Raw genomic sequence first — 22,761 nt, 5'->3', positions numbered from 1 at the left:
CCGTCCTAGCCGATCTTCCTGATCAGATAAACGCAGCGGCGTGCGCCGCCCAGCATATGCTCGACCCGGCCGACCGTGCAGTCGGGACCGAGCACGCGCTGGAACACGTCGAGCTCGGAGCGGCAGAATTTCTGGCACTGCTTGGCGGCGGCACAGATCGGACAGTGATTTTCAATCAGCAGCATGCTGCCGTCTTCCTGCTGTTCGACTTCCGCCATATAGCCTTCCGCCGTGCGTGCGCGCACCAGCGCGTGTACGCGTTCCGGCAAGGTGCGGCTGGTGGTCAGATGCTGGCGATAGTCGCGTTCACTGGCCTGTTCGCGTGAATTAATCAGCTTATCCAGACCGGCATCGCCGAACAAGGAGCGCACCTGATCGATGAGCTGCACGGTCAGCTCGGCGTGGCGGTCGGGGAAGCGCGCGTGGCCGGCGTCCGTCAGCAGCCAGCGGCGCGACGGGCGGCCCGGCTTATCGGCGATATCCTCATACGTCAGCATGCCCTTGTCCTGCCAGGCCTCGAGCTGCTTGCGCGCGCCCATCGATGTCAGATTGAGCAGGGCGGCCAACTGCTGCGCCGTTTGCGGGCCGCGCGTTTTAATCAGAAACAGGGTTTGGTCAGCGGTGTTCATGGCGTCGCGCCCTCCATGCGGGCCATGCTGTGGTGCCAGCTGTGCATGCGCCATGCCGACCACGCGGTGAGCGCAGCGCCCAGCAGCAGGATCAGGCGCGTATCAATCAGCGTCAGTACCGCACCGACCAGCGCCATGATGATATTGGCGAGACAGAAGGTAGTCGAGATCAGTCCCATCACCGCGCCCTGGCCGTGGATGCCGAAACGCTCGGCGCAGTAGTTCGGCACGATCGAGTTGTAGAACGAATGCGGAATGCCGTACAGGATGATGCAGGCCAGGCCAATCGTGGCGTTACTGACAGCCAGCAGCGCAATCACCGCCGCCACAGCAAACGCAAAACGGCGTGCGCGCAGCAAAGGCTCGCCGGGGAACGGCCGGCCGGCGACGATGGTGGTCGCTGTCATCACCGCGCACATGGCGGCGGTGGTCCAGGCGATGCCTTGCGCGCCGTAGCCCGGCACTTCCACCAGCCACAGAGGATAGAACTCATAAAAGCCGGTGACGCCGCAAGTGTAGGCCAGCGTGATGATGAACAGGCTACGCAGATCCGGCTCGCGCAGCAGGTTCAGCGCATGGCGATCACGCGCCACCTGCCACCACGACGTCGTCGCATGGGACGCCGCTTCGCGCGGTAGTGCGATCGCCACCAGCGCGGCGACCAGCAACAGCGCGGCCACGGCAACCCAGAACGGCGTCGTCAAGCCGAATTGCAGCGTCGCGCCGGCCAGCAGGGGACCGGCCAGCCAGCCCATATAGAAGGCGCCATTAAGCCAGGACAGCGCTTTACGACGCAGATCACCTTCGAGACGGTCGGCCAGCAGCGCGCGAGCGACAGAGCCGCTGCCTTCCAGCAGGCCGGTTACGAAGCGGGCGACGATAAACAGCGGATAGTTCTCGATCAGCAGCGCACCGGCAGTGACGGCGTGACCGATGGCGGCGCCGACTGCGGTAATCAACAGCACCGGGCGGCGGCCGTAGCGGTCAGACATGGGGCCGAGCAGTGCGGAGCCAATCAGCAGGCCGAGCGGATTGATCGTCAACGCCAGGCCAAACAGCAGCTTGGGCGGCAGGCCGAGGAAGGTATTCAGGCCATTGGTGGCGCCGGCTGCAAACAGCGGCGGCAGAATCGGATAGGGCAGCGCGGCGCCTATCGTCGAGAGCAAGGCCAGCAAACAGGCCGAGGCGATGAGCAGTGGAGTTTTCATGCCTCCACTGTAAGCGCTCTCATCTAATAAGTAAACAAAAAACTTTACAAATTAGGGATTAACGGCGGCCCAGGGCGCGTTCGATTTTCTGGTCGGTCTTGTATTGGCTCAGGGCGTAGACGGCCCAGATCGTCGCTGGCAGCCAGCCGATTACAGTGATCTGCAGGATCAGGCAGATGATGCCGGCGAGCGGGCGGCCGATGGTGAAAAAGGTCAGCCACGGTAAAATCAGGGCGATAATCAAACGCATAGTCGAGTCTCTCTTGTGATGTGGATGGACGCTGGAACAGCGGCATTACTATACAGTGTAGCCCGCCAGCAATGTGCACCAAATGTCACGTATGATGGCGGTCATTTCTTTTGGATGTGCTTATATGGGCAATTGGTTTGCCGATCAACGCGGCGCTTATTTCTTTCTGCTGCTCGGCGTCGGCTTGATGATGGTGTTTGGCGCGCTGGAGTTCAGCTTTCCCAGGACGGAGCAGCTGGAGGTGGCGCGCGGCCGCGTGGTCTGGCAGCAGGAGACGCGCGGCGCGCTGTATTTCATCCTGTCGGATAAGCAGCAGCTGGTGTTGTATGCCAAGGGGGATGCGAATGGCCATCAGCGCGAGGCGGTGCGCGATGGCGCTTCGTATCCTATTGCGGTGAAGTTTTTCCGCCAGCATAAGACGGGCATCGGCTTTGCGCCTGGTGAGTTTTATACAGCCTATGGCGTGGCGGTCGGCGGCAAGGAGGCGGTCAGTATTGACGATGTGCGCAGCGCTTACCGGCGCGATAATCTGGTCGCGCTGGTCATGGGTGTCGCTGCGGTCGCCGCCGGCGCCTGGCGTTTGAAGTCGCTGCGGCCTAGCTCACGTCGCGCTGCCGGCGGAAGGCCAGCCAGCCGGCGATCACGGTAAAACTGGCGACGATCACCACTACCACCAGAAAGCCATGCTCGGACTGGGCCAGCGGAATGCCGCCCACGTTCATGCCCAGCAGGCCGGCGATGATGTTGATGGGCAGCGCGAGCACGGTGACCACGGTCAGCACGAACAGGCTGTGGTTGTTGGCTTCGCTGGACAGCGCGGCAATCTCCTCCTGGATCAGCTTGATGCGTTCCTGGAGCGAGGCCATATCGGCCAGCACCATCGAGAACTCCTCGGTCGACTGACGCAGTTCCTGGACGTCGATTTCCGCCATCCACGCGGGCGGTTTTTGCAGCAGGCGGAACAGCGCTGCCGGTTCTGGCGCCAGCAGGCGCTGCAATCGCACCAGTACACGCCGCAAGGCGCCCAGGCTGGCGCGCTTGGTGGTCAGTTTGCCGGCCAGCAGATTGTCTTCAATGCTGTCGACAGTGGTGATGGCGTCGCGCACAATTTTGATCAGGGCGTCGGCCTGGTCGCGCAGCAGATGGGTCAGCAGCTCGACCGAGGAACGGATGGGTTCGCCGTTTCGCACGGCGTTGCGCAGGCTGTCCACCGCGCGCAGGGGCTTGCGGCGCGCGCTGATGACGATTTGTTCGTCCACGCTGAGCCATAGTGTGGAGATGTCGGACGGTTCGAACGTGAAGTCGTGCACGACGTCGTTGACCACGGCGATCAGGGTGTTGTCGATCAGTTCGATACGGGTGGAGCGCGGTCCTTCGTGCAGGCTTTCGTAGAACTCATCGGGTAGCGTGGTGTGCTCGTGCAGCCATTTTTCGCTGGCGGTGTTGGCCAGGTTGTAGTGCAGCCAGATGAATTCCGTGGGATGCTGCGCGCGCTGCCGGAGCCACTGGCAGGCAGCGTCGGTGTCCAGCGGCAGGCCTTTGCCATCGGCGGCGCGGCCGAACAGGTAGCCGCACACCATGCCGGATTGATCGGAGCCGTAAGACACTGGCGCAGTCTGCATGCGTATTCTCCAGAATGTGGGGGCGGCCGCCTGCGCCGGACGGCCGGGACAGTTTAGCTCAGCTTACACCAGCAGCGCGGCGCTCATGTCGGCCGCATCGCGCTTGGCTTCTTCCAGCATCGCGGCCAGCTTTTGCTCGTCGATGAACAGGTCGATGGCGGAGTCGGAATGCGGCGGCAGGTCGCGCTGGGGTTCCTGCAGCGGCGACTTCACCGGTGTCAGGTGGTTGGCCAGCAGCAGGGTGTCGAGCAGGGTATCCGGCGGGATGGACATGAAGCTGTCGCGCAGTCCTTCAATCGCATCGGCCACCGGTTCCGGGATGCACAGCTTGCGCATCACTTCGCGCGTGATGATTTCTTCGCTGGCCGAATGCCAGTTTTCCGGATCCTCGTCGAGCAGGCCGGGGAATTCGTCGGCGCGCGACAGCAGGTAGAAGCCGCCCACTTCATGCACGATGCCGGCGAACAGCGCGGTGTCTTCATTGGTGCCGGTGACGTAGCGGGCGATCAGGCGGCCCAGCGCGGCGACGGCGATGGTGTGGTCCCACAGCTTTTCCGCCTTGGCGCGCAGCTTGGGATCGACGATTTTGCTGCCGAACTGGCGCACCACCATGGCGGCGGCCAGCGCGTACAGGTTCTGGTAGCCGATACGCATGATGGCACCGCGCACATTGGTCACCACCGGTGCGCCGCTGCGGTTGAACATGGCCGAATTCGAAATGGCCACGGTCTTCGCTGCCAGCAGCGGCTCCGCCAGCACCAGGCTGATGGCAGTATCGATGGGACAGTCGGGATCATCCAGTGCCAGTTGCACGCGCAGCGCGGCATTCACGCTGGTAGGGAAGACGAGTTCGCCACGTATGGCCAGGGCCGCGATATGGCCGTATGCTTCGAGTTTGTTCATGGTCAAAATTATACGCAGGCTTGGCCCCAATCTCAACGCTCTATCAGGCGTTGTTGGCAGATAGCGGCAATGAAGTGACACGGATGTCACAGCGATGTCACAGCGACGTCATATAGCGCGGGAATCGAGCTGAAATCGAGCTGAAATCGGGCGGAGCAGGAGACGCTCGCGGCGCCAGGAGAAGGGCGCCGCGAGCGGGGGAAAGGATCAGGCGTTGGCCAGTTGCGGCTGACGGGCGCCGCGGTCTTTGCTGTAACGGCTCACCGACAGGTCGTCGGCGCGGATGGCTGGACGGCGTGCGGAGATGATGTCGGACAGTAGCTGTGCCGAGCCGCAGGACATGGTCCAGCCCAGCGTGCCGTGGCCGGTGTTGATGAACAGGTTGTTCAGGCCGGTGCGGCCGACGATCGGCGTACCGTCCGGGGTCATGGGGCGCAGGCCGGTCCAGAAGGTGGCCTCTGCAGTGTTGCCGGCGCCCGGGAACAGGTCGTTGACCACCATTTCCAGCGTTTCGCGACGGCGCGGGTTGAGCTGGGTGTTGAAGCCGGCGATTTCCGCCATGCCGCCCACGCGGATGCGGTCTTCAAAGCGGGTGACGGCGATCTTGTAGGTTTCGTCGAGGATGGTGGACACCGGCGCCGCGCTGGCATTCACGATCGGCACCGTGATCGAGTAGCCTTTCAGCGGGTAGACCGGGATCTTGACCAGATCTTTGAGCAGCGCGGTCGAGTAGGAGCCCATGGCCACCACGTAAGAATCGGCGGTGACCAGTTCGTCGCCGCATTTGACGCCTTTGATGTGATCGCCTTCGGTCACCAGACCAGTGATGTCAACGCCGTAGCGGAATTTCACGCCCAGTTGTTCGGCCATCGCGGTCAGGCGCGTGGTGAACAGCTGGCAGTCGCCGGTTTCGTCATTCGGCAGGCGCAGGCCGCCGACCAGCTTGTTTTTGTCCAGGCCGGGTTCGGCGCTGATGAGTTGTTCGCGGCTCAGCAGCTCGTAGGGTACGCCGGTTTCTTCCAGCACGCTGATGTCTTTGGCGGCCGCATCCATCTGCTCCTGGGTGCGGAACAGCTGGGTGGTGCCTTGCTGGCGGCCTTCGTATTCGATGCCGGTGGAGGCGCGCAGGGCCTTGAAGCAGTCGCGGCTGTATTCAGCCAGACGCACCATGCGTTCCTTGTTGACGGCGTAGCGGTCGGCGGTGCAGTTTTGCAGCATCTGCCACATCCATTGCAGCTGGAACAGGGTGCCGTCCGGGGTGATGGACAGCGGCGCGTGGCGCTGCACCATCCATTTCATGGCTTTCAGGGGGATGCCTGGGGCCGCCCATGGGGAGGCGTAGCCGGGCGAGATCTGGCCAGCGTTGGCGAAGCTGGTTTCGAGGGCGGGGCCGGGCTGGCGATCCAGTACGGTCACCTGATGGCCGGCTTTGGCCAGATAGTAGGCGCTGGTGACGCCGATTACACCGCTACCCAAGATCACTACACGCATGTTGTCCCCCATTATTTAACTACCAGATATTCCGCTATGGTATTCTCGTTTATGTAGTGTTTGTTACTGTATATCACCGACAAAACAGTGGATTTTTATGCGAATTCAGAAAGAATCGGTCCGCGGGCTGGACAAGCTGGACAGAAAGATATTGCAGATCCTGCAGGAGGATGGCCGCATCTCGATGAAGGACCTCGGCGAGCAGGTCGGCCTGTCGACCACGCCGACGATTGAACGTGTCAAGCGCATGGAGCGCGATGGCGTGATTACCGGCTATCACGCGCGCATCGATCCGCCGTCGCTGGGGGCCAAGTTGCTGGTGTTTGTGGAAATTACGCTCAACCAGAAGTCGGGTCCGGCGTTTGAGCAGTTCCGCCGCGAGGTGTTGCGCATTCCGGAGGTGCAGGAGTGCCATCTGGTCTCGGGCGATTTCGATTATCTGATCAAGGCGCGGATTCACGAGATGGCGGAGTACCGCAAGCTGCTGGGCGAGATGCTGCTCAGCCTGCCAGGGGCGGCGCAGTCGAAAAGCTATGTCGTGATGGAGGAAATCAAGGAGACGCTGACCTTGTCGACCGAGGTGGTACAGGGCTGATCTGGCTCAAAGCGGGGCGCTTGCATTCGCTGGCGTGCGGTGCATACTGGATGAACCATGAACGCACTGGAATCCACCAAATACCGCAAACGCCTGGAAGAGGGCGGTGTGCCGGCCGAGCAGGCGGTGGCGCACGCCGATGCGCTCGGCGAGGTGCTGGAGCGGCTCACTGAAACGCTCGCCACGAAGGACTGGGTAAGGCAGCAGATGACGGAGCTTAAAGTGGACCTGCTGCGATGGATGGTCGCTATCTTCATCGCCCAGAACGGCATCTTCTTCGCGGCGATTCACTATATGGCGCGTTGAGTTAGGCTTCGGTTACAATGTCATAATGACATCGCAACCAACTGGAGCAGGCGTGGATAGTTCGTCGCAGCTCGTCGTGCGCTCGCTGGACGAGCATTTGTCCTCTGACCAGAGCTTTAGCTCCGCCTATGCGCGGGCCGTCGGCGCAATTGCCGGCAATAGCGGCAGCCTGACGCTGGCGCAGTTCGCCGCCGTCACGGATATCGCCGGTGATGGCCAATCTTCCGCCGTCTTTACTGCCCTGGTGCTGAACGCCATCGAGTCCGGCGTGGAGGTCGACTGGGCACTCAATGCGCTAAGCCGCAGCTGTACCGGTATCGACCAGGCCGCACGCGAGCAGGCGCTGAGCATGGTGATTCCGCTGCTGGCGCTGCACGGCCCGGATGCGCGTGCCCTGGCGCAGCGCTTGGCCAAAGCCCTGTCCGCCCGCTTGTCGCTGGAAGACTTGAACCGTTTGCCTCCTGCTGAGGAACGCGGCCTGCTGGCCAATCTGGGCGAACAGGCGCGCCGCCTGGTGCGCGGCCGTTCGCTGGCCGATGCGGTCGCGGATTTTGGCCGCACGGCAGGCCAGCCGGTGCTGGTGGATCATGCGCGCCATTTCCAGTCCGGCGAGATTGACCAGCTCCAGCTGCGCGAGCTGGTCGGCGCCACCACGGCGTCCATCACGCAGGCCATCAGCACCTACCTTGAGCAAGCGCGCCTGCTGTCAGTCGGCGAGGCGGCGGCCAGCTCGCTGGTCAGTGCGGCCAATGACTTGAAAAGCCAGGTGACGCAGCGGCTTATCCTGGTTGACCAGCGCATTGCTTATGAGCGCCGCCTGATGATCGAGGAAATCGACGATGCCGTGCACGATGCAGGCAATGCGATCGAGTTGGCGATGACTGACCGTTTGAATACCGACAAGTGGAAAGACGAAGATGTGTGGGCCAGCATGGGCCGCAATCAGTTTGGGCAGGAGATGGAGCGGCGCCTGGACCGCATCGTGCGCCGCAAGGAGCAGGCCTTGCATCTGCTGCAGGAGGACTTGCGCCTGTTCCAGTCCGGGATGAAGCTGGGGCAGGCGACGGTATTCCAGCGTCAGCACCATGCGGCGCTGGCCCGGCTGATGCCACGCCTGCGCGTGGGTACGCGCATCGTCAACAAGCTTGATACGGCGGCGAATGTGACGCTGGTCAGTGGTGCTGCGGTGGCGGCCAGCACGGGAACGGCGGCGTATCTGATCGGTGCTGCGGTGGTGCTGCCGGTGGTGGCGCCGGTGGCGCCGTTTGTCGGCGGCGCGGTGCTGCTGGCGGGGGCGTTCAAATGGTTCACCGATGGCGGCAAGCGCAAGCGCGGCGAAATACGCGACAAGCGCGCCGCGTTTGAAGAAGAGCTGCGCAAGCAGCTGCTGGCGGCCGAGCAGTCGTTCAATGCGCAGCTGGATTTGGTGGCGGAAGGCTTTCGCGATTCCGCCTTGCAGTTGTTGACGCCCATCTTGCTGGAAGCGGAAGCGGCGGGCCGTGTGCCCGGCATGCGCCAGCGGATCGCCGACCGCGTTATCACGCAGGCCCAAAGCGCGATACGCCAGCTGGATACGGAACTGCTCAAGGGGTAGCGGCTGGCGTTATGCTGCACCCCGCAAGGCGTTCCGCTTTGGGGTCTGACCCCGTACGGGGTCAGACCCTGCCTTACCGGGTTACAGATTCCGCGCGATGATGGCGTCGGCCGCATTGGCCGCCTGGTCCAGTGGCTGCGTCAGCGCTTGCGTGCTGTAGACCGGATTCTGCGGCATTGCCGCACCCAGCACCGCGCCATCGGTCTTGGTGATATCCACCGATACCGTCGTCGAAAGGCCAATCCGCAGCGGATGTTCTTTCAACTCCTTCGGATCCAGCTCGATCCGCACCGGCAGCCGTTGCACCACCTTGATCCAGTTGCCGCTGGCGTTCTGCGCCGGCAGCAGCGAGAAGGCGCTACCCGTGCCGGCCGACAGGCCTACCACGCGGCCATGGAATTCCACCTTGCTGCCATACATATCCGCTTCCACCTTGGCCGGCTGGCCGACACGGATATTGCGCAGTTCCGATTCCTTGAAGTTGGCATCCACCCACAGCTGGTCCAGAGGCACAATCGACATCAGCGCAGTACCCGGCGTTGCACGCGCGCCGATCTGCACACTGCGTTTGGCCACATAGCCTGACACCGGCGCCAGGATGGTGTTGCGGCGGGCCGCCAGCCATGCCTGCACATAATCAGCTTTGGCCGCCTGCACCGCCGGATGCTGGGCTACCGCCACACCATTAACGCCGGCCTTGGCCGCTTCCTCCTGTTTGATGGCGACGGCAATCGCGGCGCGTGCATCATCGACCGCCTGGCGCGCGTGTTCCACTTCCTCACCGGAGACCGTGTGGTCGGCAGCCAGCGGCTTGCGGCGGGCCAGATCGTCTTCGGCATTTTTCAGTTGCAGCTTGCGCAGCGTGACGGTGGCGTCGTACTGCGCGACGTCCGCATAACGCTGGCGTTGCTGGCGTACGGCGGCGCCCAGCTTGGCATCCGCCTGCGCCAGCGCGATATCCGCATCGGCCGAATCGAGTTTGATGACGGGAGCGCCAGCCTGCACCATCTGCGTCTCATCGGCGCGGATTTCGGTGACGTTGCCGGTCACTTGCGACGACAGCGTGACCAGATTGCCGCCCACGTAGGCGTTGTCCGTCTCCTGTATTTTGGACAGCACCGCTTCGTAGTAGACCGCATAAGCGGCGCCTGCGGCGATAAAGGCCAGCGTGATCCCTGCCAGCACGGCCTTGCGCTTTTTCTCGTTTGGTTTGGTGACTTCAGTGCTCATGATGTGTGATCCGTTGATTTATTTGGTGGCAGTCGCCAGTGGCGCTTCTTCGTGATAGCCGCCGCCCAGCGCATTGGTCAGAGCAATTTCGGCCAGCAGTTGTACCTGTTGCAGATAGAGGTCGGCATCCTGCTGCCTGAGCATGGCCAGCCGTGCATTCAACACGCTGCTGTTGTTGGCCAGGCCGTGGTCCATGCGCGCCTGCGCGGAGGCCAGCTGTGCGCGGGCCGATGCCGTGGCAGCGCTCTGCTGCGTGATCTGGAGCTCGATGCCTTGCAGCTGCGCGCCGCCTTGCGCCACGTCGCGCACGGCGTCGACGATGGTCTGGTTGTATTCGGCGATGCGTTCGTTGCGGGTGGTGCGGGCACTGTCCAGTTGCGCATCCAGGCGCTTGCTGTCAAACAGCGGCAGCGACAACGTCGGTCCCAGATACAGGGTCCGGCTGGCGCTTTGCAGCAGGTTCTCGATCTTGACGGTATCCAGGCCGATGGAGCCGGTCAGATTGACGTCGGGGTAGAAGGCGGCCTTCGCGGCGTCGATTTTGCTCAGCGAGGCTTCCACCTTCCAGCGCGCGGCTTGCAGGTCGGGGCGGCGTGCCAGCAGATCGAGGCCGAGGCGGGCCGGCAGCGCGTGCGGCGCCGGTGTCAGTGGCGCTGGTTTCAAGTCCGCCAGGGCACGGTTGTCGGCGCCTGCGAGTGCGCGCAAGGCTTCGCGTTCGTGTTCGATGTCGGACTTGAGCTGCGCTTGCTGTTTGCGGATCAGACTCAGGTCCGCTTCAGCTGCCCGTTGTTCATCGGCGTTGGCCAGGCCGTTGGCGATGCGTCTGGCCTTGTCTTGCACCAGCGCCGTTTGGGTGGCGGCCAGTTGATCCGTGTTGGCAAGGCGCGCCCACGCGCCTTGCAGGCGGAAGTAGCTTTGGGCGATGGATGCGGCCAATGCCTGCTCGGCTTCTGCATAGGCGGCGCGGCCGGCATTCAGCTCGCCGACGGCGGCGGCGACCTGCGCGCGGTTCTTGCCCCACCAGTCGAAGTTGTAGCGCAGGTCCAGGCGCAGCGTCTCTTCGCTGAAGTAGGCGCCGCCGATCGGTGCGGGGAACAGGCCCGTGCCCGAGTAGCGCTGGCGGTTGGCGTTGGCGAACAGCGCGCTGTCGATGCCCATGTCTGCCACGGTGCGCGACAGCGAGGAACGCGCGCTGCCGATGTGCGCTGCCGCCACTTCCAGCGATGGACTGCCGGCCAGCGCCTGCTTGATGATGGCATTGAGCTGCTCGTCATGGTAGGCGGTCCACCACTGGGCTTGCGGCCAGCCTTCGTTGGCCAGCTTGATACTGGACGCGATTTCCGCGCTGGCGATATCACGCTTGACCAGCGCCTGATGATCGGGCGGGACGCTGGCGCAGCCGGCCAGGGCGACGGCCAGTGCCAGCACGGTAGGACGGAGGAGGGCAGTTGTTTTCACGTTGAGTTCCATTTCTTCTTCATTCCATTGCGGCGTGGTCGACGGCGGCCGGTGCAGCCTTGGCCGGCGGCTTGATCAACAGCAGCAGCGGTATCACGCACAGCGTGGCAATCATCATCAGCCAGAAGTCATCCACATAGGAGATCATCGAAGCCTGGCGCGTAATCTCGTTGTTCAGCGCTGCTGCCGCTTCCGGCGTGGACAGGTTGTTCAGCAGTTCCGGGTTGGTGGTGGTGATGTGTTCCGTCAGCGAGGCGTGCACCGTCTGCGTGTTCCGTGCCAGCAGCGCCTGCACCATCGCGATACCGATGGAGCTGCCGATATTGCGTATCAGGCTGTAGATGGCCGTGCCCTCCGCGCGCATCTCCGGTGACAGCGTGGCAAAGGTGGCGGCGCTCAGCGGCACAAACACCAGGCCCAGGCCCAGACCCTGAATCACGCCGGGCCAGACGATATCGCTTTGCGACAGCACCAGCGTGTACTGGGTCATCTGCCACAGCGAGAAGGCGGTAATGAGAAAACCGGTGCCGAGCAGCAGGCGCAGGTCAATCTTGCCCACCAGCCGGCCGACGAACATCATCGCCACCATGGTGCCGATGCCGCTGGGCGCGGTGACCAGGCCGGCGATCTTGGCCGGATAGCCCATCAGGCTTTGCAGCATGGACGGCGTCAGCGCGCGCGTGGCGTACAGCACCAGGCCGACGATGAAGATGAACAGCAGGCCGCTGACGTAGTTGGAGTTGCGCAGCAGCCGGTAGTCGAAGAAGGATTTGCCGGCCGGCCGCGTGGCGGTGTGGGCGACAAAGTAGGCGAAGCTCAGCGCCAGGATGATGGCTTCGACCCAGGTTTCGGTAGCGCTGAACCAGTCATTCTGTTCGCCGCGGTCGAGCAGCATTTGCAGCGCGCCGATGGCCAGGCTCAGGGTGGCGAAACCGAAGGCGTCGAACTGCATCTTGCGCGGCGCGGCGGTCTTGCGGATGTAGCGCCAGATGCCGTAGAACGCCATCGCGCCGACCGGCACGTTGATGAAGAATACCCAGCGCCAGTCGTAGCTGTCGGTAAGCCAGCCGCCCAGCGTCGGGCCGAGGATGGGGCCGATCATCACGCCCATGCCCCACACGGCCATGGCGGAGCCGTGCTTCTCGCGCGGGTTGATGTCGAGGAGCGTGGCTTGCGACAGCGGCACCAGCGCCGCGCCAAAAATCCCCTGCAGCAGGCGGGCGATGACGATTTCCGTGAGCGTGCCGGACAGGCCGCACAGCACCGAGGCCACCGTGAAACCGGCCACCGACGCGAGGAAGATGTTCTTCTGGCCGAAACGGTCGCACAGCCAGCCGGTGAGCGGCGTGGCAATTGCGGCAGCGACGATGAACGAGGTCAGCACCCAGGTGATCTGGTCCTGCGAGGCCGACAGGCTGCCCTGCATGTGCGGCAGCGCGACGTTGGCAATAGTGCCGTCCAGCGCCTGGATGATGGTCGCCAGCATGATCGAAATGGTGATCATGCGGCGGTTCAGGCCATCCCCCGGCGCGGTAGCGGCGACTGCGGCAGTGCTCATGAAAGGGACTCGATATTGGTCTGGATGGCTTCAAGGAAGATGGTCACCGTTTTCAGCATTTCAGGATCGACGTTGCCCAGCAGTTCGCGGCGCAGCACGTCGGCTTCCTTCCAGACGCTCTGGTAGATCTCCTGGCCGGCCGGGGTCAGGCTCAGCAGCTTGACGCGGCGGTCGGTCGGCGACGGCGTACGCACCATGTAGCCGGCTTTGACCAGCTTGTCCACGGTGGACACCATGGTGGGATCTTCGACGCCGGCGCGCGCGGCCAACCGGGTTTGCGATGGCGCTTCCTTCTCTTTGGCGGTCAGGGCAATGGCCATCCAGCTGGCCTGGCTCAGGCCCAGATGTTTGAGGCGGCGGTCAATGGCCAGGCGCCAGGCACGCGCGGAGCCGTGCAGCGCGGCGGAGAAACGTTCTTCTATAGAAGACATATGATTTTACGGCTAATGGTTAGATATCGAACTATTAGTTTAGCACAGGTAACTTCTGTTCGCTAGCGCACGGAAATTTATGGCTGAGCTTACTATGATGCTGGCTGAGCAGTTTCGCTCGTAAGATCAATAGAGACTCATCATGAAAGCCAAGTTACTCGCCGCCAGTTTGCTGGCACTGTCTGCATCCGCCTTCGCTTCGGACGTTGGGGTATCCATCAGTGTTGGCCAGCCAGGGTTTTACGGCCGCATTGATGTCGGCGATTATCCGCCGCCACAAGTGATTTATCGCCAGCCGGTGCTGGTGGAACGTCCGGTACGCTACGTCGAGACCGCGCCGGTCTACCTGCGTGTGCCGCCTGGCCATGCCCGTCACTGGAGCAAGCACTGCTACGCTTATCGCGCCTGCAACCAGCGCGTGTTTTTTGTTCAGGACCGCTGGTACACCAATGAGTATGCACCGCGCTACCGCGAACGCCATGGCCACCATGAGCGCGACGGCTGGCGCGAGGACCGCCGCGACGACCGCGGCCCGGGCCGCTGGCAGGAGCATGACCGTGGCCGCGGCCATGGACATGGCCACGACCGCCACGGCCACCACGACCAATAACCCGGCGGCCAGCGCCGCCACAGGAGAACTTCTTGCAAAGTAAATTCATCATTGTTGGCGGCGGTGCGGGCGGTCTGGAACTTGCCTGCAAACTGGGCCGCAAGCTGGGGCCGGAAGCGGTAATGCTGGTGGACAGCCGCCTGTTCCATATCTGGAAACCGTCGCTGCATGAAGTGGCGGCCGGAACGCTGGATGTGCACCAGGAGGGCTTGTCGTATCAGATGCTGGCGCACGACAACGGCTTCACCTTTGTGTATGGTCCGCTGACGGCGCTCGATGCGCAGCAGCGTTTGCTGACGGTGGGCGCCATCCTCAGCGAACATGAAGAAATCCTGCCCGAACGCCAGATCCGCTTCGACAAGCTGGTGATCGCGGTGGGCAGCACCTCCAATTATTTCGGCGTGCCTGGCGCCGCCGAGCACACCATTTCCCTGAATGCCACCGAGGACGCGGAACGCTTCCGCCTGACGCTGCTCAAGCTGCTGACCTTGGCCGAGCTGAAACAGGATGCGGGCGTGGACGTGGTCATCATCGGCGGCGGCGCCACCGGTGTCGAGCTGGCGGCGGAATTGCGAGAAGCCAGCGGCGTGTATGCGGCCTACGGCTTCCGCCGGTTGAAGGCGGAACGCGATGTGCGCATCACGCTGCTGGAGGGGGCGCCGCGCATCCTGGCGCCGTTGCCGGAGAAAGTCTCGGACGCCGCGCTGAAGCTGTTGCGCGAGCGTGCGGTTACCGTGGTCACGGCCACGCGCGTGACCGCCATCGATGAGCGCAGCGTGACGGCTGGCGACACGGTCTATCCGGCGCAGATCGTGGTCTGGGCGGCCGGTATCAAGGCGCCAGACTTCCTCAAGACGCTGGGCCTGCCGACCGTAAAGTTGGGCCAGCTGGACGTTGATGGCACGCTGGCCATCAAGGGTTTTGACTACATCTATGCACTGGGTGACTGCGCGGCGTGCGCGGGGCCGGACGGCAAGCTGGTGCCGCCGCGCGCGCAAGCCGCGCACCAGCAGGCCGATTATCTGCTGGAGACTTTCCTGCGCGAGCATAAAGGCAAACCGCCGCAAAACAAGCCCTATGAATACCGCGACTACGGCTCGCTGGTGTCGTTCGGCCAGACTACTTCAGTCGGCAGCCTGATGGGATCATTGAAAGGACTAAGCTGGTTTGTGGACGGCTTTGTAGCCCGCATGATGTATGTGAGCCTGCACCTGATGCACCACCAGGCCGTGCTGGGCACGGTACGTACGGGTGTGCTGGCGCTGGCGCGCTTCCTCATCAAGCGCACCACGCCGCTGGTCAAGCTGCATTAAACGGTGGTGGCTGGCTTGGGCAGGATCATGGTCAGCGTGACGCCGCGCTCAGGCCCGGCCGCCAGCGTCAGCGTGCCGCCCAGGTAGGCGGCGCGCTCGCGCGCCATGCGCAGGCCGAATTTGCCCGCTGACATGCCGGCCGGCACGGGGCCGCTCAGGCCGACGCCGTTATCCTTCACGGTCAGCATGACTTCGTCTTCGTTGTCGTCCACGATGACGTCCACTTCGGTGGCTTGCGCGTGGGCGTCGATGTTGCGCAGCGCTTCTTCCAGCGTATGCAGCAGCACGATGCCGTGGCTGCGCGGGCAGTTGAGTTCTTCTTCCGGCAGGCTGCAGCGCGCAGTGATGCCGCGCTGTTCGCCAAACTGTGTGACCAGCTCATCCAGCGCGACGCGCACGCCAAGGAATTCCAGCTTGTCGTTCCACAGCTTGAGCTGCATCTGGCGATTGGTTTCAACAATCTGGTTCAGCAGTTTTTTCATGTGGCCGGCACGGTCCTGCAGCGCCTGGTCGGCAGGCAGCTTTTGCATGAGCAGGCCCAGGTGCATTGTCAGTGCCGTCAGCGACGAGCCCAGGCTGTCATGCAGCTGGCGCGACAGCGAGCGGCGCTCGTTGTCCCAGCAGGTGTGGACGTGGCCCAGCAATTCGCTCAGGTCCGCGCTGCGCAGGGCGTCTTGCTGTTGATCGAGGTGTTCTTGCGGTGCCGATGCGGACATAGGTTTTCTCTGTTGAGGTCGGACAGACTACGGTGTGGCACCGATGATACCCGAGCTTTGCACCTTGTGGCGCACCGCTATTGTTTTACCGGTACCTGGGCGCAGCTGTCGATCACTTCCATGAGCTGGTCGATATCGACCGGCTTGACCAGGTGGCGGTCGAAACCGGCCTCCATCACGCGCCGCAGGTCTTCCGCCAGGCCATAGCCGGTGAGGGCGATCAGCTTGATGTCGCGGGTGGCGGGATCGGCGCGTAGGCGGCGCGCGACTTCGTAACCGTCGATGCCGGGCAGGCCGATGTCCACCAGCGCCAGGTCGGGCTGGTAACTGACTGCCGCTTCCAGGCCCAGCAGGCCATCGGCAGCAGCTGCGACGTCGTAACCGTAACCGCCCAGCATCATGGTCATCATTTCGCGGCCGTCATCGTTGTCTTCGATGAGCAGCACGCGCGGCTTGCCATGCTCGGCGCGCGCCGGCGCGGCGGGGGCGGCGGCCACCTGATGCTCGATGCGCGGCAGGCGCAGCGTGAAGGTGCTGCCGCGGTTGGGACCTTGGCTGTCGGCTTCGATGCTGCCGCCATGCAGCTCTGAAAGGCGGCGCACCAGCGACAGGCCGATGCCGAGGCCGCCCTGCGAACGGTCCAACGTGCTGCTGCCCTGCACGAAGACGTCAAATACCTGCGGCAGCAGTTCGGCGGGAATGCCGACGCCTGTGTCGCGGACGCTAAGCACCACGTCCTCGTTTTCCGTCCAGGTACGTACTTCGATACGGCCGCCGGGCTGGGTGTACTTGAGGGCATTGTCGAGCAGGTTGCTGGTGATCTGCTCCAGGCGCGTGCTGTCGCCATCGACCCAGCCCTGGTCCAGATCCTGCTCCAGCTCGTAGTCGGTGCTGCGGCCCGTGGCGCGGTAGGTTTCCAGCGAGGTAGCCACCAGGGCGGCCAGGTCTATCGGCGCGCGGTTGAGCAGGATCTTGCCTGACATGGCGCGCGACAGGTCAAGCAGGTCGTCAACGATGCGGCCCAGATGCTGGCTCTGGCGCTGGATAATTTTCTTGGCGCGCTGCACGCCTTCCAGCGACACGCCAGGCAGGCCGATCAGGGACGCAGCACTGCTGATGGCGCTCAGCGGGTTGCGCAGCTCGTGGCCCAGCATGGCCAGGAATTCGTCCTTGGCGTGGTTTTGCCGTTCCACCGTCTGGCGCTCTTCGATCTCGCGGGTCAGGCGCTGGTTGGTGGCGGTCAGTTCGGTGGTGCGCTGGCTGAGCTGGCGCGCCTGTTTTTTCAGTTCCTCATTCTTCATGGCCAGCGCGACGAACACCGAAATCTTGGCGTACAGGATTTGCGGAATCACCGGCGTGAACAGGAAGTCGACAGCGCCATGCTGGTAAGCCTTCAGCCGGTCCAGTTCGTCGGCGAGGAAGGCGGTGATGAAGATGATGGGAATGTCGGCTGAACGCGCGCGGGCGTGAATGGCGGCGGCCGTTTCAAACCCGTCCATGCCGGGCATGTTGACGTCCAGCAGAATGACGGCAAAGTCGTGCATGAGCACCTGACGCAAGGCGTCCTGCCCCGAGCGCGCCGCCAATACCTCATAGGACTCCTGTTCGGCCCATTGGGCGAGCAGGCTGGTCAGCGCGAACAGGCTGTTGGCGTCGTCATTAACGACCAGGATCTTGGGTTTGTCTAGTTTGGGCACGGGGTCTCTGCACTATGCGACACAGCGAAATCTTCGCGGCCTGAACGCTGCCAGAGAAGTACCGGGCGATCATAGCAATTGCATATATGAATGTCAAAAACGCCAGTGCAACTGAACGCGACAGTAAGCCCGCGCCGCATAGCGTTCGCTTCCGCACAGACCCGGATGGCCAACACTGGCACAGTAGGATGGAACGTCACCTGAAAGGATTCATCATGAATATCGATACTGTCGTGGACAAAGAGTACGTCGGCCATAGCTTCCGCGCGCTGGCCGATGCGCCAACCAGCGCCTTGCGCGGTATTAGCGTAAAAGATGCCAAGGCGCTGGCACAGGCTTTCAACGTGCACACGGTGCGCGAGCTGGCGGAGCTGAAATTCGTCAAGTGGGCGGCCGCCATCACGGCGCTGGCCGGCGAGGAGCAGGAAACGCCGGCGGAACAAGCCAGGGAGACCTTGCTCGATAGCGGAGTGGAAATGACTTTCCCGGCCAGCGATCCGGTCTCGGTGGATGCGGGGATTACCCGGATTGAAGTGCCGCCGGAAACCGTGAATGCCCACGACGACCATCAGCACGCCGCCAAGGTCGAGCACAGCACGCAAAAGGGCTTGAAGAAGGAAGAGGCCGGCGCTCACTAAGCAGCGCTGTAGTTTGCAAGCGGGAACGGGCGGGCCATGTGCCCGCCCTTGTTGTTTCAGGCGATGGAAGCCGACATCACGTGATGCTGCTTGGGAGGCGTGCTCATCATCTGGGCCGTGCAGCAGCGGTTTTTGCCGGAGCGCTTGGCTTCGTACAGGGCGCCATCGGCGGCGGCAATCAGCGGCGCCACTTCGGTCGCGTCGTCCGGGAAGATGCCGACGCCGATGCTGGTGGACAGCTGCAGGGTCAGGCCATTGACCTGGTAAGGCTGGGAGACGGCGTCGATAAGCTTGTTGCACGGCTCCTGGGTGTCGGCAATGTGGGCGATATTGCCCATGACGATGACGAACTCGTCGCCGCCAACCCGGGCTACGGTATCTTCCTTGCGCGAGCAGCCCACCAGGCGCTGCGCCACTTGCTTGAGGATTTCGTCGCCGTAGGCATGGCCGTGGGTGTCGTTGATCGCCTTAAAGCCATCCAGGTCCAGATACATGACGGCGGCCTTGTTCTGCTGGCGCGTGGCATGTTGCAGCACGGTGGCGATGCGGTCTTCCAGCAAGCGGCGGTTTGGCAGGCTGGTCAGCGGGTCATGCAGCGCCAGTTCCTGCTGCTGGCGGCTGTATTGCGCCAGTTCCTTGTACAGCAGGCGCACTTCCAGCATGTTGTGAATGCGTTTGTGGACTTCCAGCAAATCGAACGGTTTGCTGATGAAGTCGCGCGCGCCGGCTTCCAGCGCGGCAATCTTGAAGCTGGGCTGGGCGGTCAGGGCCAGCACGGGCAGGTAGCCGCCTTGCTCGATCTCCTTGAGGCCCTTCATGACCTGGAAGCCGTTCAGGCCCGGCATTTGCAGATCCAGCAGGATCAGGTCGTAGCAATGCTGGCGGTGCAGGGGGCACACCTGTTCCGGCAGCATGGTGGAAGACACATCTGTATAGCCGGCCTCACGCAAGATCTCCAACATCAGATCGACGTTGTCTGCGCTGTCATCCACCACCAGAATTTTGGCGTTCAGGATTTCGTCTCGGCTCGGCATGGTGATGGTCTCAGTCTGTCTCTAGTGTAGTACTAATTCGATAATAGTCGATGTTGCGGTGCTGCGTCGCACACAAGTGTACATTAATTTCCATGTGGAAACTATAGTACGCCTTTTTTTAGATTTTTGTAGTGTAGCAAGAGTTTTCCGAATTGCTTGTAGGACAGCGCCGCGTCTGCGGGTAGGAATGAATACTTTCCTTATGGTAATTTTATTCATGGCTGTGCCCGTAAGCGGCGGGGTTCAGGCATGCCGGTGTGCTGCACTCATGGCGGCCACCTTGGCGATCAGCTCGTTGGGTTCCACGGGTTTGGCAATATGTGCCAAAAAACCACTGGACAGGGCCTTGATCCGGTCTTCCGAGCGGGCAAACGCGGTCAGCGCGATCGCCGGCAGGTCGCCGCCGCGCGACGGCCCCATCGCGCGGATGCGGTCGAGCAGGCCATACCCATCAACTTCCGGCATGCCCAAGTCGCTGACCATGAGGTCGGGGCGTTCGTGTTGCAGCAGGTTTAAGGCTTCGGTGGCGGTGGCGGCGGTCAGCACTTCCGCGTTGCAGTCGCTGAGGATGCGTTTGATGAGCTCGCGCGCGTCGTCCTCGTCGTCGACCACCAGCACCTGCACGCCGGACAAATCATGCGCCGCACCATGGGACGCGGGCGCCAGGGGCAGTGCGCTGGCGGGCGCGGGCAGCGTAGCGTCGTGGCGCGGCAGGCGTACGGTAAAGCTGGCGCCTTGCCCCTCGCCGGCGCTGGTCACGCTGATGGTGCCGCCATGCTGTTCCACCAGGTGCTTGACGATGGCCAGTCCCAGCCCGAGGCCGCCATGCTGGCGGGTGGTGGTGGCGTCGGCCTGGCGGAAGCGTTCAAATACATGGTTGACAAACGCGGGCGCAATGCCGATGCCGCTATCGCGTACCGTGATGGCAATGTGATCGCCGTCGCGTTGTACGCCCACCTGCACGGTGCCGCCGCGCGGCGTGAATTTGATGGCGTTGCTGAGCAGGTTCCACAGGATCTGCTGCAGGCGGTTGGCGTCGCCGGCCACCATGCCGGGCGCGCTGCTGAAATCCTTGTCGATGCGGATCTGCTTGGCTTCGGCTGCCGGCCGCACGCTTTCGATGGCGGCCGCAGCCACCACGGCCGGCGCCAATGGCTGCATTGCCAGCCGCACTTTGCCGGACGTGATGCTGCTCATGTCCAGCAGGTCTTCGATCAGCTGGGCCTGGTTGCGCGCGTTGCGCTCGATGGTTTGCAGGCCACGGTTGAGGTCGGTCTGGTCGCGGCTGCCGCGCCGCAGGACTTGCGACCAGCCCAGGATTGCCGTCAGCGGCGTGCGTAACTCGTGGGACAGGGTGGCGAGGAATTCGTCTTTCAGCTGGCTGGTGCGCTCGGCCTCGGCGCGCGCCTGGCGCTCCGACTCGTACAGCCGGGCGTTGTCGATGGCGATGGCGGCCTGGCCGGCGATGCCGGCAATGATGCGCTCGGTGCGCTCATCAAAAATCCCCGGTTCGGGATGGCCAAAGAACAGGCAGCCGATGGTCACACCATTGCGCAGCGCCACCGGCACTGCCAGGTAACTGCGCACCGGCGGGTGGTCGGCCGGGATGCCTTGATGGGGCGTGTTTTTGCCGTAGCGCGGATCTTGCTGCACATCGTCGCAGCGCACGATGCCTTCGCCACGCATGCTGGGACCGAACAGGGCGGTGGCGCGCGGCTGGCCAAATTGCGAAAACGCCGCCGGCGCGCCGCTCGAGAGCGTGTGCAGCACCATGGCTTCACCCGCACTGTTGGTGGTGTGATAGAAGAAAGCGCCGTAGCGTGCGCCGCTGGCGCTGGTGGCGGCGTCCGTCACTTCTTGCAACAAGGGGCGCAGGTCGCGCTGCGCTGCCAGGACGGTGCCGGTGTGGTTGAGTAGTTCCAGTACGGCGGTCTCATCGCGCAAGGCTTCCTGTACGCGTTTGACCTGGTCGACGTCGGTGCTGGTGCCGAACCAGCGCAGCACCTTGCCATCGCTGCCATGGACGGGATTGGCGCGCGTCAAAAACCAGCGGAATTCGCCTGTGGTGCTGCGGATCGGGACTTCCAATTCGAATGGCGTGCCATCAGCGCGCGATTGCTGCCAATGGGCTTCCATGAGGTCGATGCAGTCCGGTGCGTAGGCGCGTTTCCAGCCTTCGCCCGCCATCTGCTCCGGCGTGGTGCCGGTATAGTCATACCAGCGGTCGTTGTACCAGACCATGGTGCCGTCTTGCTCAGCAATCCACGCAAGCTGCGGCATGGAGTTGGCCAGTGCGCGCAATTCCAGCTGGCTTTGGCGTAATGCTTCCCTCGCGCGCCGTAGCTCTTCGTGCGCATCTGGCGCAACAGGCGCGGTGGCGATGGGGTCGTTCGGGATCATGCAATGATTTTAGCGCCAACCCCAACGCCAGCTCCGCACGGTTGGACATGCGGTGGGCTCAGGCTAACTCAAGGCGCGTGCAGCTTGGCGGCAATTTTTTCCAGCACCGCTTGCAGATCCTCGATATCGTAGGGTTTTTGCAGGGACTGTGATGGGAAATCCAGGTGGCGCGTGAGTTCGTCGCCATAGCCGGATGCAAACAGCAGCGCCAGCTCTGGCGTCTTTTGCCGGGCATGGCGGGCAAGCTCGACGCCGGACATGCCGGGCAGGCTGACGTCGGTGAACAACACGTCGAAATGCCGCGTGGCGAGCAGCGGCAGTGCATCTTCTCCGGCGGCCACATCTTCCACCTCGTGGCCCAGCGCACGCAGGGTTTCGCAGACCAGGTAGCGGGCGTCCGCGTTGTCTTCCACCACCAGCAGGCGCAGCGGCGTTGCGCTGTCCGCCAGCGGCGCGATGGGGGCCGGCGCCAGGGTGCAGAGCACGCCGGCCACACCGCTATCATCACGGATCGGCGTGTAATACAGATCCAGCGATTGCTGTTCCATGCGGCTGCTGCGCCAGACCGGCAGGCTGGCGCCGCGATAGCTGAGGCTGCGACCGGCGCGCGCCTCGGCCAGGGCACCGCTGTTCCAGCTCCACGCGGAGGGCTGCATGGATGGTACATTACCGCCAGGTGCACGCAGGCTGGGCAGGCCGATCAGCTCGGCATAGGCGGAGTTGTAAATCATGATTTGCTGCGCCCCCCACATAAGCAGCATGGCTTGTGGCGAATTCAGCAGGATGTCGACGGTCAGCCGCAGGCTGGCGGGCCAGGCTGCGGGATCGCCCACGGCGGTGTTGGACCAATCTGGGGCGGGCGGCGTGACGGCGGAAGGGGAGTTCATGCGGTGCGAGCGTTCTCTTTATCTGTCTTATGAAAGGCGGAGCCAGATGCATCGTACACGGTTAAAAAAAAGCCCGCTACAGTGAGCGGGCTAAATCTATTTCCTTGGAGGAGAATAGAGGAGACAGATGAATGATGCTGCAATGCGCAAATGAATGCAAATTTTAATTCGTGATGTGCGCAATCACTGTC

The 22,761-nt window shown here is 63.1% G+C and carries 22 protein-coding genes; 7 read left to right on the top strand and 15 right to left on the bottom strand.

What is annotated here, in order from left to right; genetic code table 11:
• Nucleotides 1-5: 5 nt before the first annotated feature.
• From GTP58_RS23600 to GTP58_RS23590, 3 genes are read right to left on the bottom strand one after another with little or no spacing between them, the layout of a single operon-like run.
• On the bottom strand, nucleotides 6-629 hold the full coding sequence (locus GTP58_RS23600; RefSeq protein ID WP_161079529.1) for a metalloregulator ArsR/SmtB family transcription factor: 624 nt from the start codon (nucleotides 627-629) through the stop codon (nucleotides 6-8).
• Nucleotides 626-1,837 (bottom strand): MFS transporter, encoded by a 1,212-nt coding sequence (locus GTP58_RS23595; RefSeq protein ID WP_161079528.1) that lies wholly within the window; start codon nucleotides 1,835-1,837, stop codon nucleotides 626-628. Before GTP58_RS23595 ends, GTP58_RS23600 begins: the two co-directional genes overlap by 4 nt.
• A gap of 58 nt (nucleotides 1,838-1,895) precedes the next feature.
• Entirely contained in the window at nucleotides 1,896-2,087 is a 192-nt protein-coding gene (locus tag GTP58_RS23590; RefSeq protein ID WP_161079527.1) for a YqaE/Pmp3 family membrane protein, read from the bottom strand.
• A gap of 124 nt (nucleotides 2,088-2,211) precedes the next feature.
• Here GTP58_RS23590 and GTP58_RS23585 point away from each other — a divergent pair, with 124 nt between their 5' ends.
• Nucleotides 2,212-2,736, top strand: a complete 525-nt coding sequence (locus tag GTP58_RS23585) for a hypothetical protein (RefSeq protein ID WP_161079526.1) — start codon at nucleotides 2,212-2,214, stop codon at nucleotides 2,734-2,736.
• Here GTP58_RS23585 and GTP58_RS23580 read toward each other — a convergent pair.
• The 3 genes from GTP58_RS23580 to GTP58_RS23570 form a co-directional block, all read right to left on the bottom strand.
• Nucleotides 2,684-3,709, bottom strand: coding sequence for a transporter (locus tag GTP58_RS23580; protein ID WP_072788405.1), 1,026 nt, complete (start codon nucleotides 3,707-3,709; stop codon nucleotides 2,684-2,686). The two genes, GTP58_RS23585 and GTP58_RS23580, sit on opposite strands and share 53 nt — an antisense overlap.
• Nucleotides 3,710-3,772: 63 nt before the next feature.
• Entirely contained in the window at nucleotides 3,773-4,612 is an 840-nt protein-coding gene (locus tag GTP58_RS23575) for an HDOD domain-containing protein (RefSeq protein WP_072788403.1), read from the bottom strand.
• A 207-nt stretch (nucleotides 4,613-4,819) separates the two neighbouring features.
• Nucleotides 4,820-6,103 carry a D-amino acid dehydrogenase gene (locus tag GTP58_RS23570; RefSeq protein WP_072788537.1) on the bottom strand — a complete coding sequence of 428 codons (1,284 nt, stop codon included), beginning with the start codon at nucleotides 6,101-6,103 and terminating at the stop codon, nucleotides 4,820-4,822.
• Nucleotides 6,104-6,200: 97 nt separating this feature from the next.
• Here GTP58_RS23570 and GTP58_RS23565 point away from each other — a divergent pair, with 97 nt between their 5' ends.
• Genes GTP58_RS23565 through GTP58_RS23555 form a run of 3 tightly spaced genes read left to right on the top strand, consistent with a single transcriptional unit; the run spans nucleotide 6,201 to nucleotide 8,598 of the window.
• Nucleotides 6,201-6,698: an Lrp/AsnC ligand binding domain-containing protein gene (locus tag GTP58_RS23565; RefSeq protein WP_072788401.1), complete on the top strand. Its 498-nt coding sequence runs from the start codon at nucleotides 6,201-6,203 to the stop codon at nucleotides 6,696-6,698.
• 57 nt (nucleotides 6,699-6,755) lie between these two features.
• Nucleotides 6,756-7,004, top strand: coding sequence for a hypothetical protein (locus GTP58_RS23560; protein ID WP_161079525.1), 249 nt, complete (start codon nucleotides 6,756-6,758; stop codon nucleotides 7,002-7,004).
• Between the two features lie 52 nt (nucleotides 7,005-7,056).
• Nucleotides 7,057-8,598, top strand: coding sequence for a hypothetical protein (locus tag GTP58_RS23555; protein ID WP_373924774.1), 1,542 nt, complete (start codon nucleotides 7,057-7,059; stop codon nucleotides 8,596-8,598).
• A gap of 81 nt (nucleotides 8,599-8,679) precedes the next feature.
• Here the strand turns inward: GTP58_RS23555 and GTP58_RS23550 are convergent, their stop codons facing one another.
• From GTP58_RS23550 to GTP58_RS23535, 4 genes are read right to left on the bottom strand one after another with little or no spacing between them, the layout of a single operon-like run.
• Complete coding sequence (locus GTP58_RS23550; protein WP_161079523.1) at nucleotides 8,680-9,828, bottom strand: efflux RND transporter periplasmic adaptor subunit; 1,149 nt, start codon at nucleotides 9,826-9,828, stop codon at nucleotides 8,680-8,682.
• 18 nt (nucleotides 9,829-9,846) lie between these two features.
• Nucleotides 9,847-11,286 carry an efflux transporter outer membrane subunit gene (locus GTP58_RS23545; RefSeq protein WP_161079522.1) on the bottom strand — a complete coding sequence of 480 codons (1,440 nt, stop codon included), beginning with the start codon at nucleotides 11,284-11,286 and terminating at the stop codon, nucleotides 9,847-9,849.
• Between the two features lie 19 nt (nucleotides 11,287-11,305).
• Nucleotides 11,306-12,844 carry an MDR family MFS transporter gene (locus GTP58_RS23540; protein ID WP_161079521.1) on the bottom strand — a complete coding sequence of 513 codons (1,539 nt, stop codon included), beginning with the start codon at nucleotides 12,842-12,844 and terminating at the stop codon, nucleotides 11,306-11,308.
• On the bottom strand, nucleotides 12,841-13,275 hold the full coding sequence (locus tag GTP58_RS23535; protein ID WP_161079520.1) for a MarR family winged helix-turn-helix transcriptional regulator: 435 nt from the start codon (nucleotides 13,273-13,275) through the stop codon (nucleotides 12,841-12,843). Before GTP58_RS23535 ends, GTP58_RS23540 begins: the two co-directional genes overlap by 4 nt.
• A gap of 142 nt (nucleotides 13,276-13,417) precedes the next feature.
• Between GTP58_RS23535 and GTP58_RS23530 the strand changes: the two genes are divergently transcribed.
• Complete coding sequence (locus GTP58_RS23530; protein ID WP_161079519.1) at nucleotides 13,418-13,885, top strand: hypothetical protein; 468 nt, start codon at nucleotides 13,418-13,420, stop codon at nucleotides 13,883-13,885.
• 32 nt (nucleotides 13,886-13,917) lie between these two features.
• The gene (locus GTP58_RS23525; protein WP_161079518.1) at nucleotides 13,918-15,198 is read left to right on the top strand and encodes an NAD(P)/FAD-dependent oxidoreductase; all 1,281 of its coding nucleotides are present in this window, start codon (nucleotides 13,918-13,920) and stop codon (nucleotides 15,196-15,198) included.
• Here the strand turns inward: GTP58_RS23525 and GTP58_RS23520 are convergent.
• Together GTP58_RS23520 and GTP58_RS23515 are read right to left on the bottom strand one after the other, a co-directional pair.
• Nucleotides 15,195-15,914, bottom strand: coding sequence for a sensor histidine kinase (locus tag GTP58_RS23520; RefSeq protein WP_161079517.1), 720 nt, complete (start codon nucleotides 15,912-15,914; stop codon nucleotides 15,195-15,197). The genes GTP58_RS23525 and GTP58_RS23520 overlap by 4 nt on opposite strands.
• A 77-nt stretch (nucleotides 15,915-15,991) precedes the next feature.
• On the bottom strand, nucleotides 15,992-17,611 hold the full coding sequence (locus GTP58_RS23515) for a response regulator (RefSeq protein ID WP_161079516.1): 1,620 nt from the start codon (nucleotides 17,609-17,611) through the stop codon (nucleotides 15,992-15,994).
• Nucleotides 17,612-17,826: 215 nt separating this feature from the next.
• On the opposite strand from GTP58_RS23515, the gene GTP58_RS23510 reads away from it, so the two are divergent.
• Nucleotides 17,827-18,249: a hypothetical protein gene (locus GTP58_RS23510; protein WP_161079515.1), complete on the top strand. Its 423-nt coding sequence runs from the start codon at nucleotides 17,827-17,829 to the stop codon at nucleotides 18,247-18,249.
• A gap of 56 nt (nucleotides 18,250-18,305) precedes the next feature.
• Here the strand turns inward: GTP58_RS23510 and GTP58_RS23505 are convergent, their stop codons facing one another.
• The 3 genes from GTP58_RS23505 to GTP58_RS23495 form a co-directional block, all read right to left on the bottom strand.
• Nucleotides 18,306-19,283: a diguanylate cyclase domain-containing protein gene (locus GTP58_RS23505; RefSeq protein WP_072788377.1), complete on the bottom strand. Its 978-nt coding sequence runs from the start codon at nucleotides 19,281-19,283 to the stop codon at nucleotides 18,306-18,308.
• 243 nt (nucleotides 19,284-19,526) lie between these two features.
• The gene (locus tag GTP58_RS23500) at nucleotides 19,527-21,683 is read right to left on the bottom strand and encodes an ATP-binding protein (protein ID WP_161079514.1); all 2,157 of its coding nucleotides are present in this window, start codon (nucleotides 21,681-21,683) and stop codon (nucleotides 19,527-19,529) included.
• A 68-nt stretch (nucleotides 21,684-21,751) separates the two neighbouring features.
• On the bottom strand, nucleotides 21,752-22,570 hold the full coding sequence (locus GTP58_RS23495; protein WP_161079513.1) for a response regulator: 819 nt from the start codon (nucleotides 22,568-22,570) through the stop codon (nucleotides 21,752-21,754).
• Nucleotides 22,571-22,761 lie beyond the last annotated feature (191 nt).

This window comes from Duganella sp. CY15W (assembly GCF_009857555.1).
GTDB lineage: Bacteria > Pseudomonadota > Gammaproteobacteria > Burkholderiales > Burkholderiaceae_D > Rugamonas > Rugamonas sacchari.
Note: the sequence above shows the minus strand (reverse complement) of the source record. Positions and strands in the feature narration are given on the sequence as shown.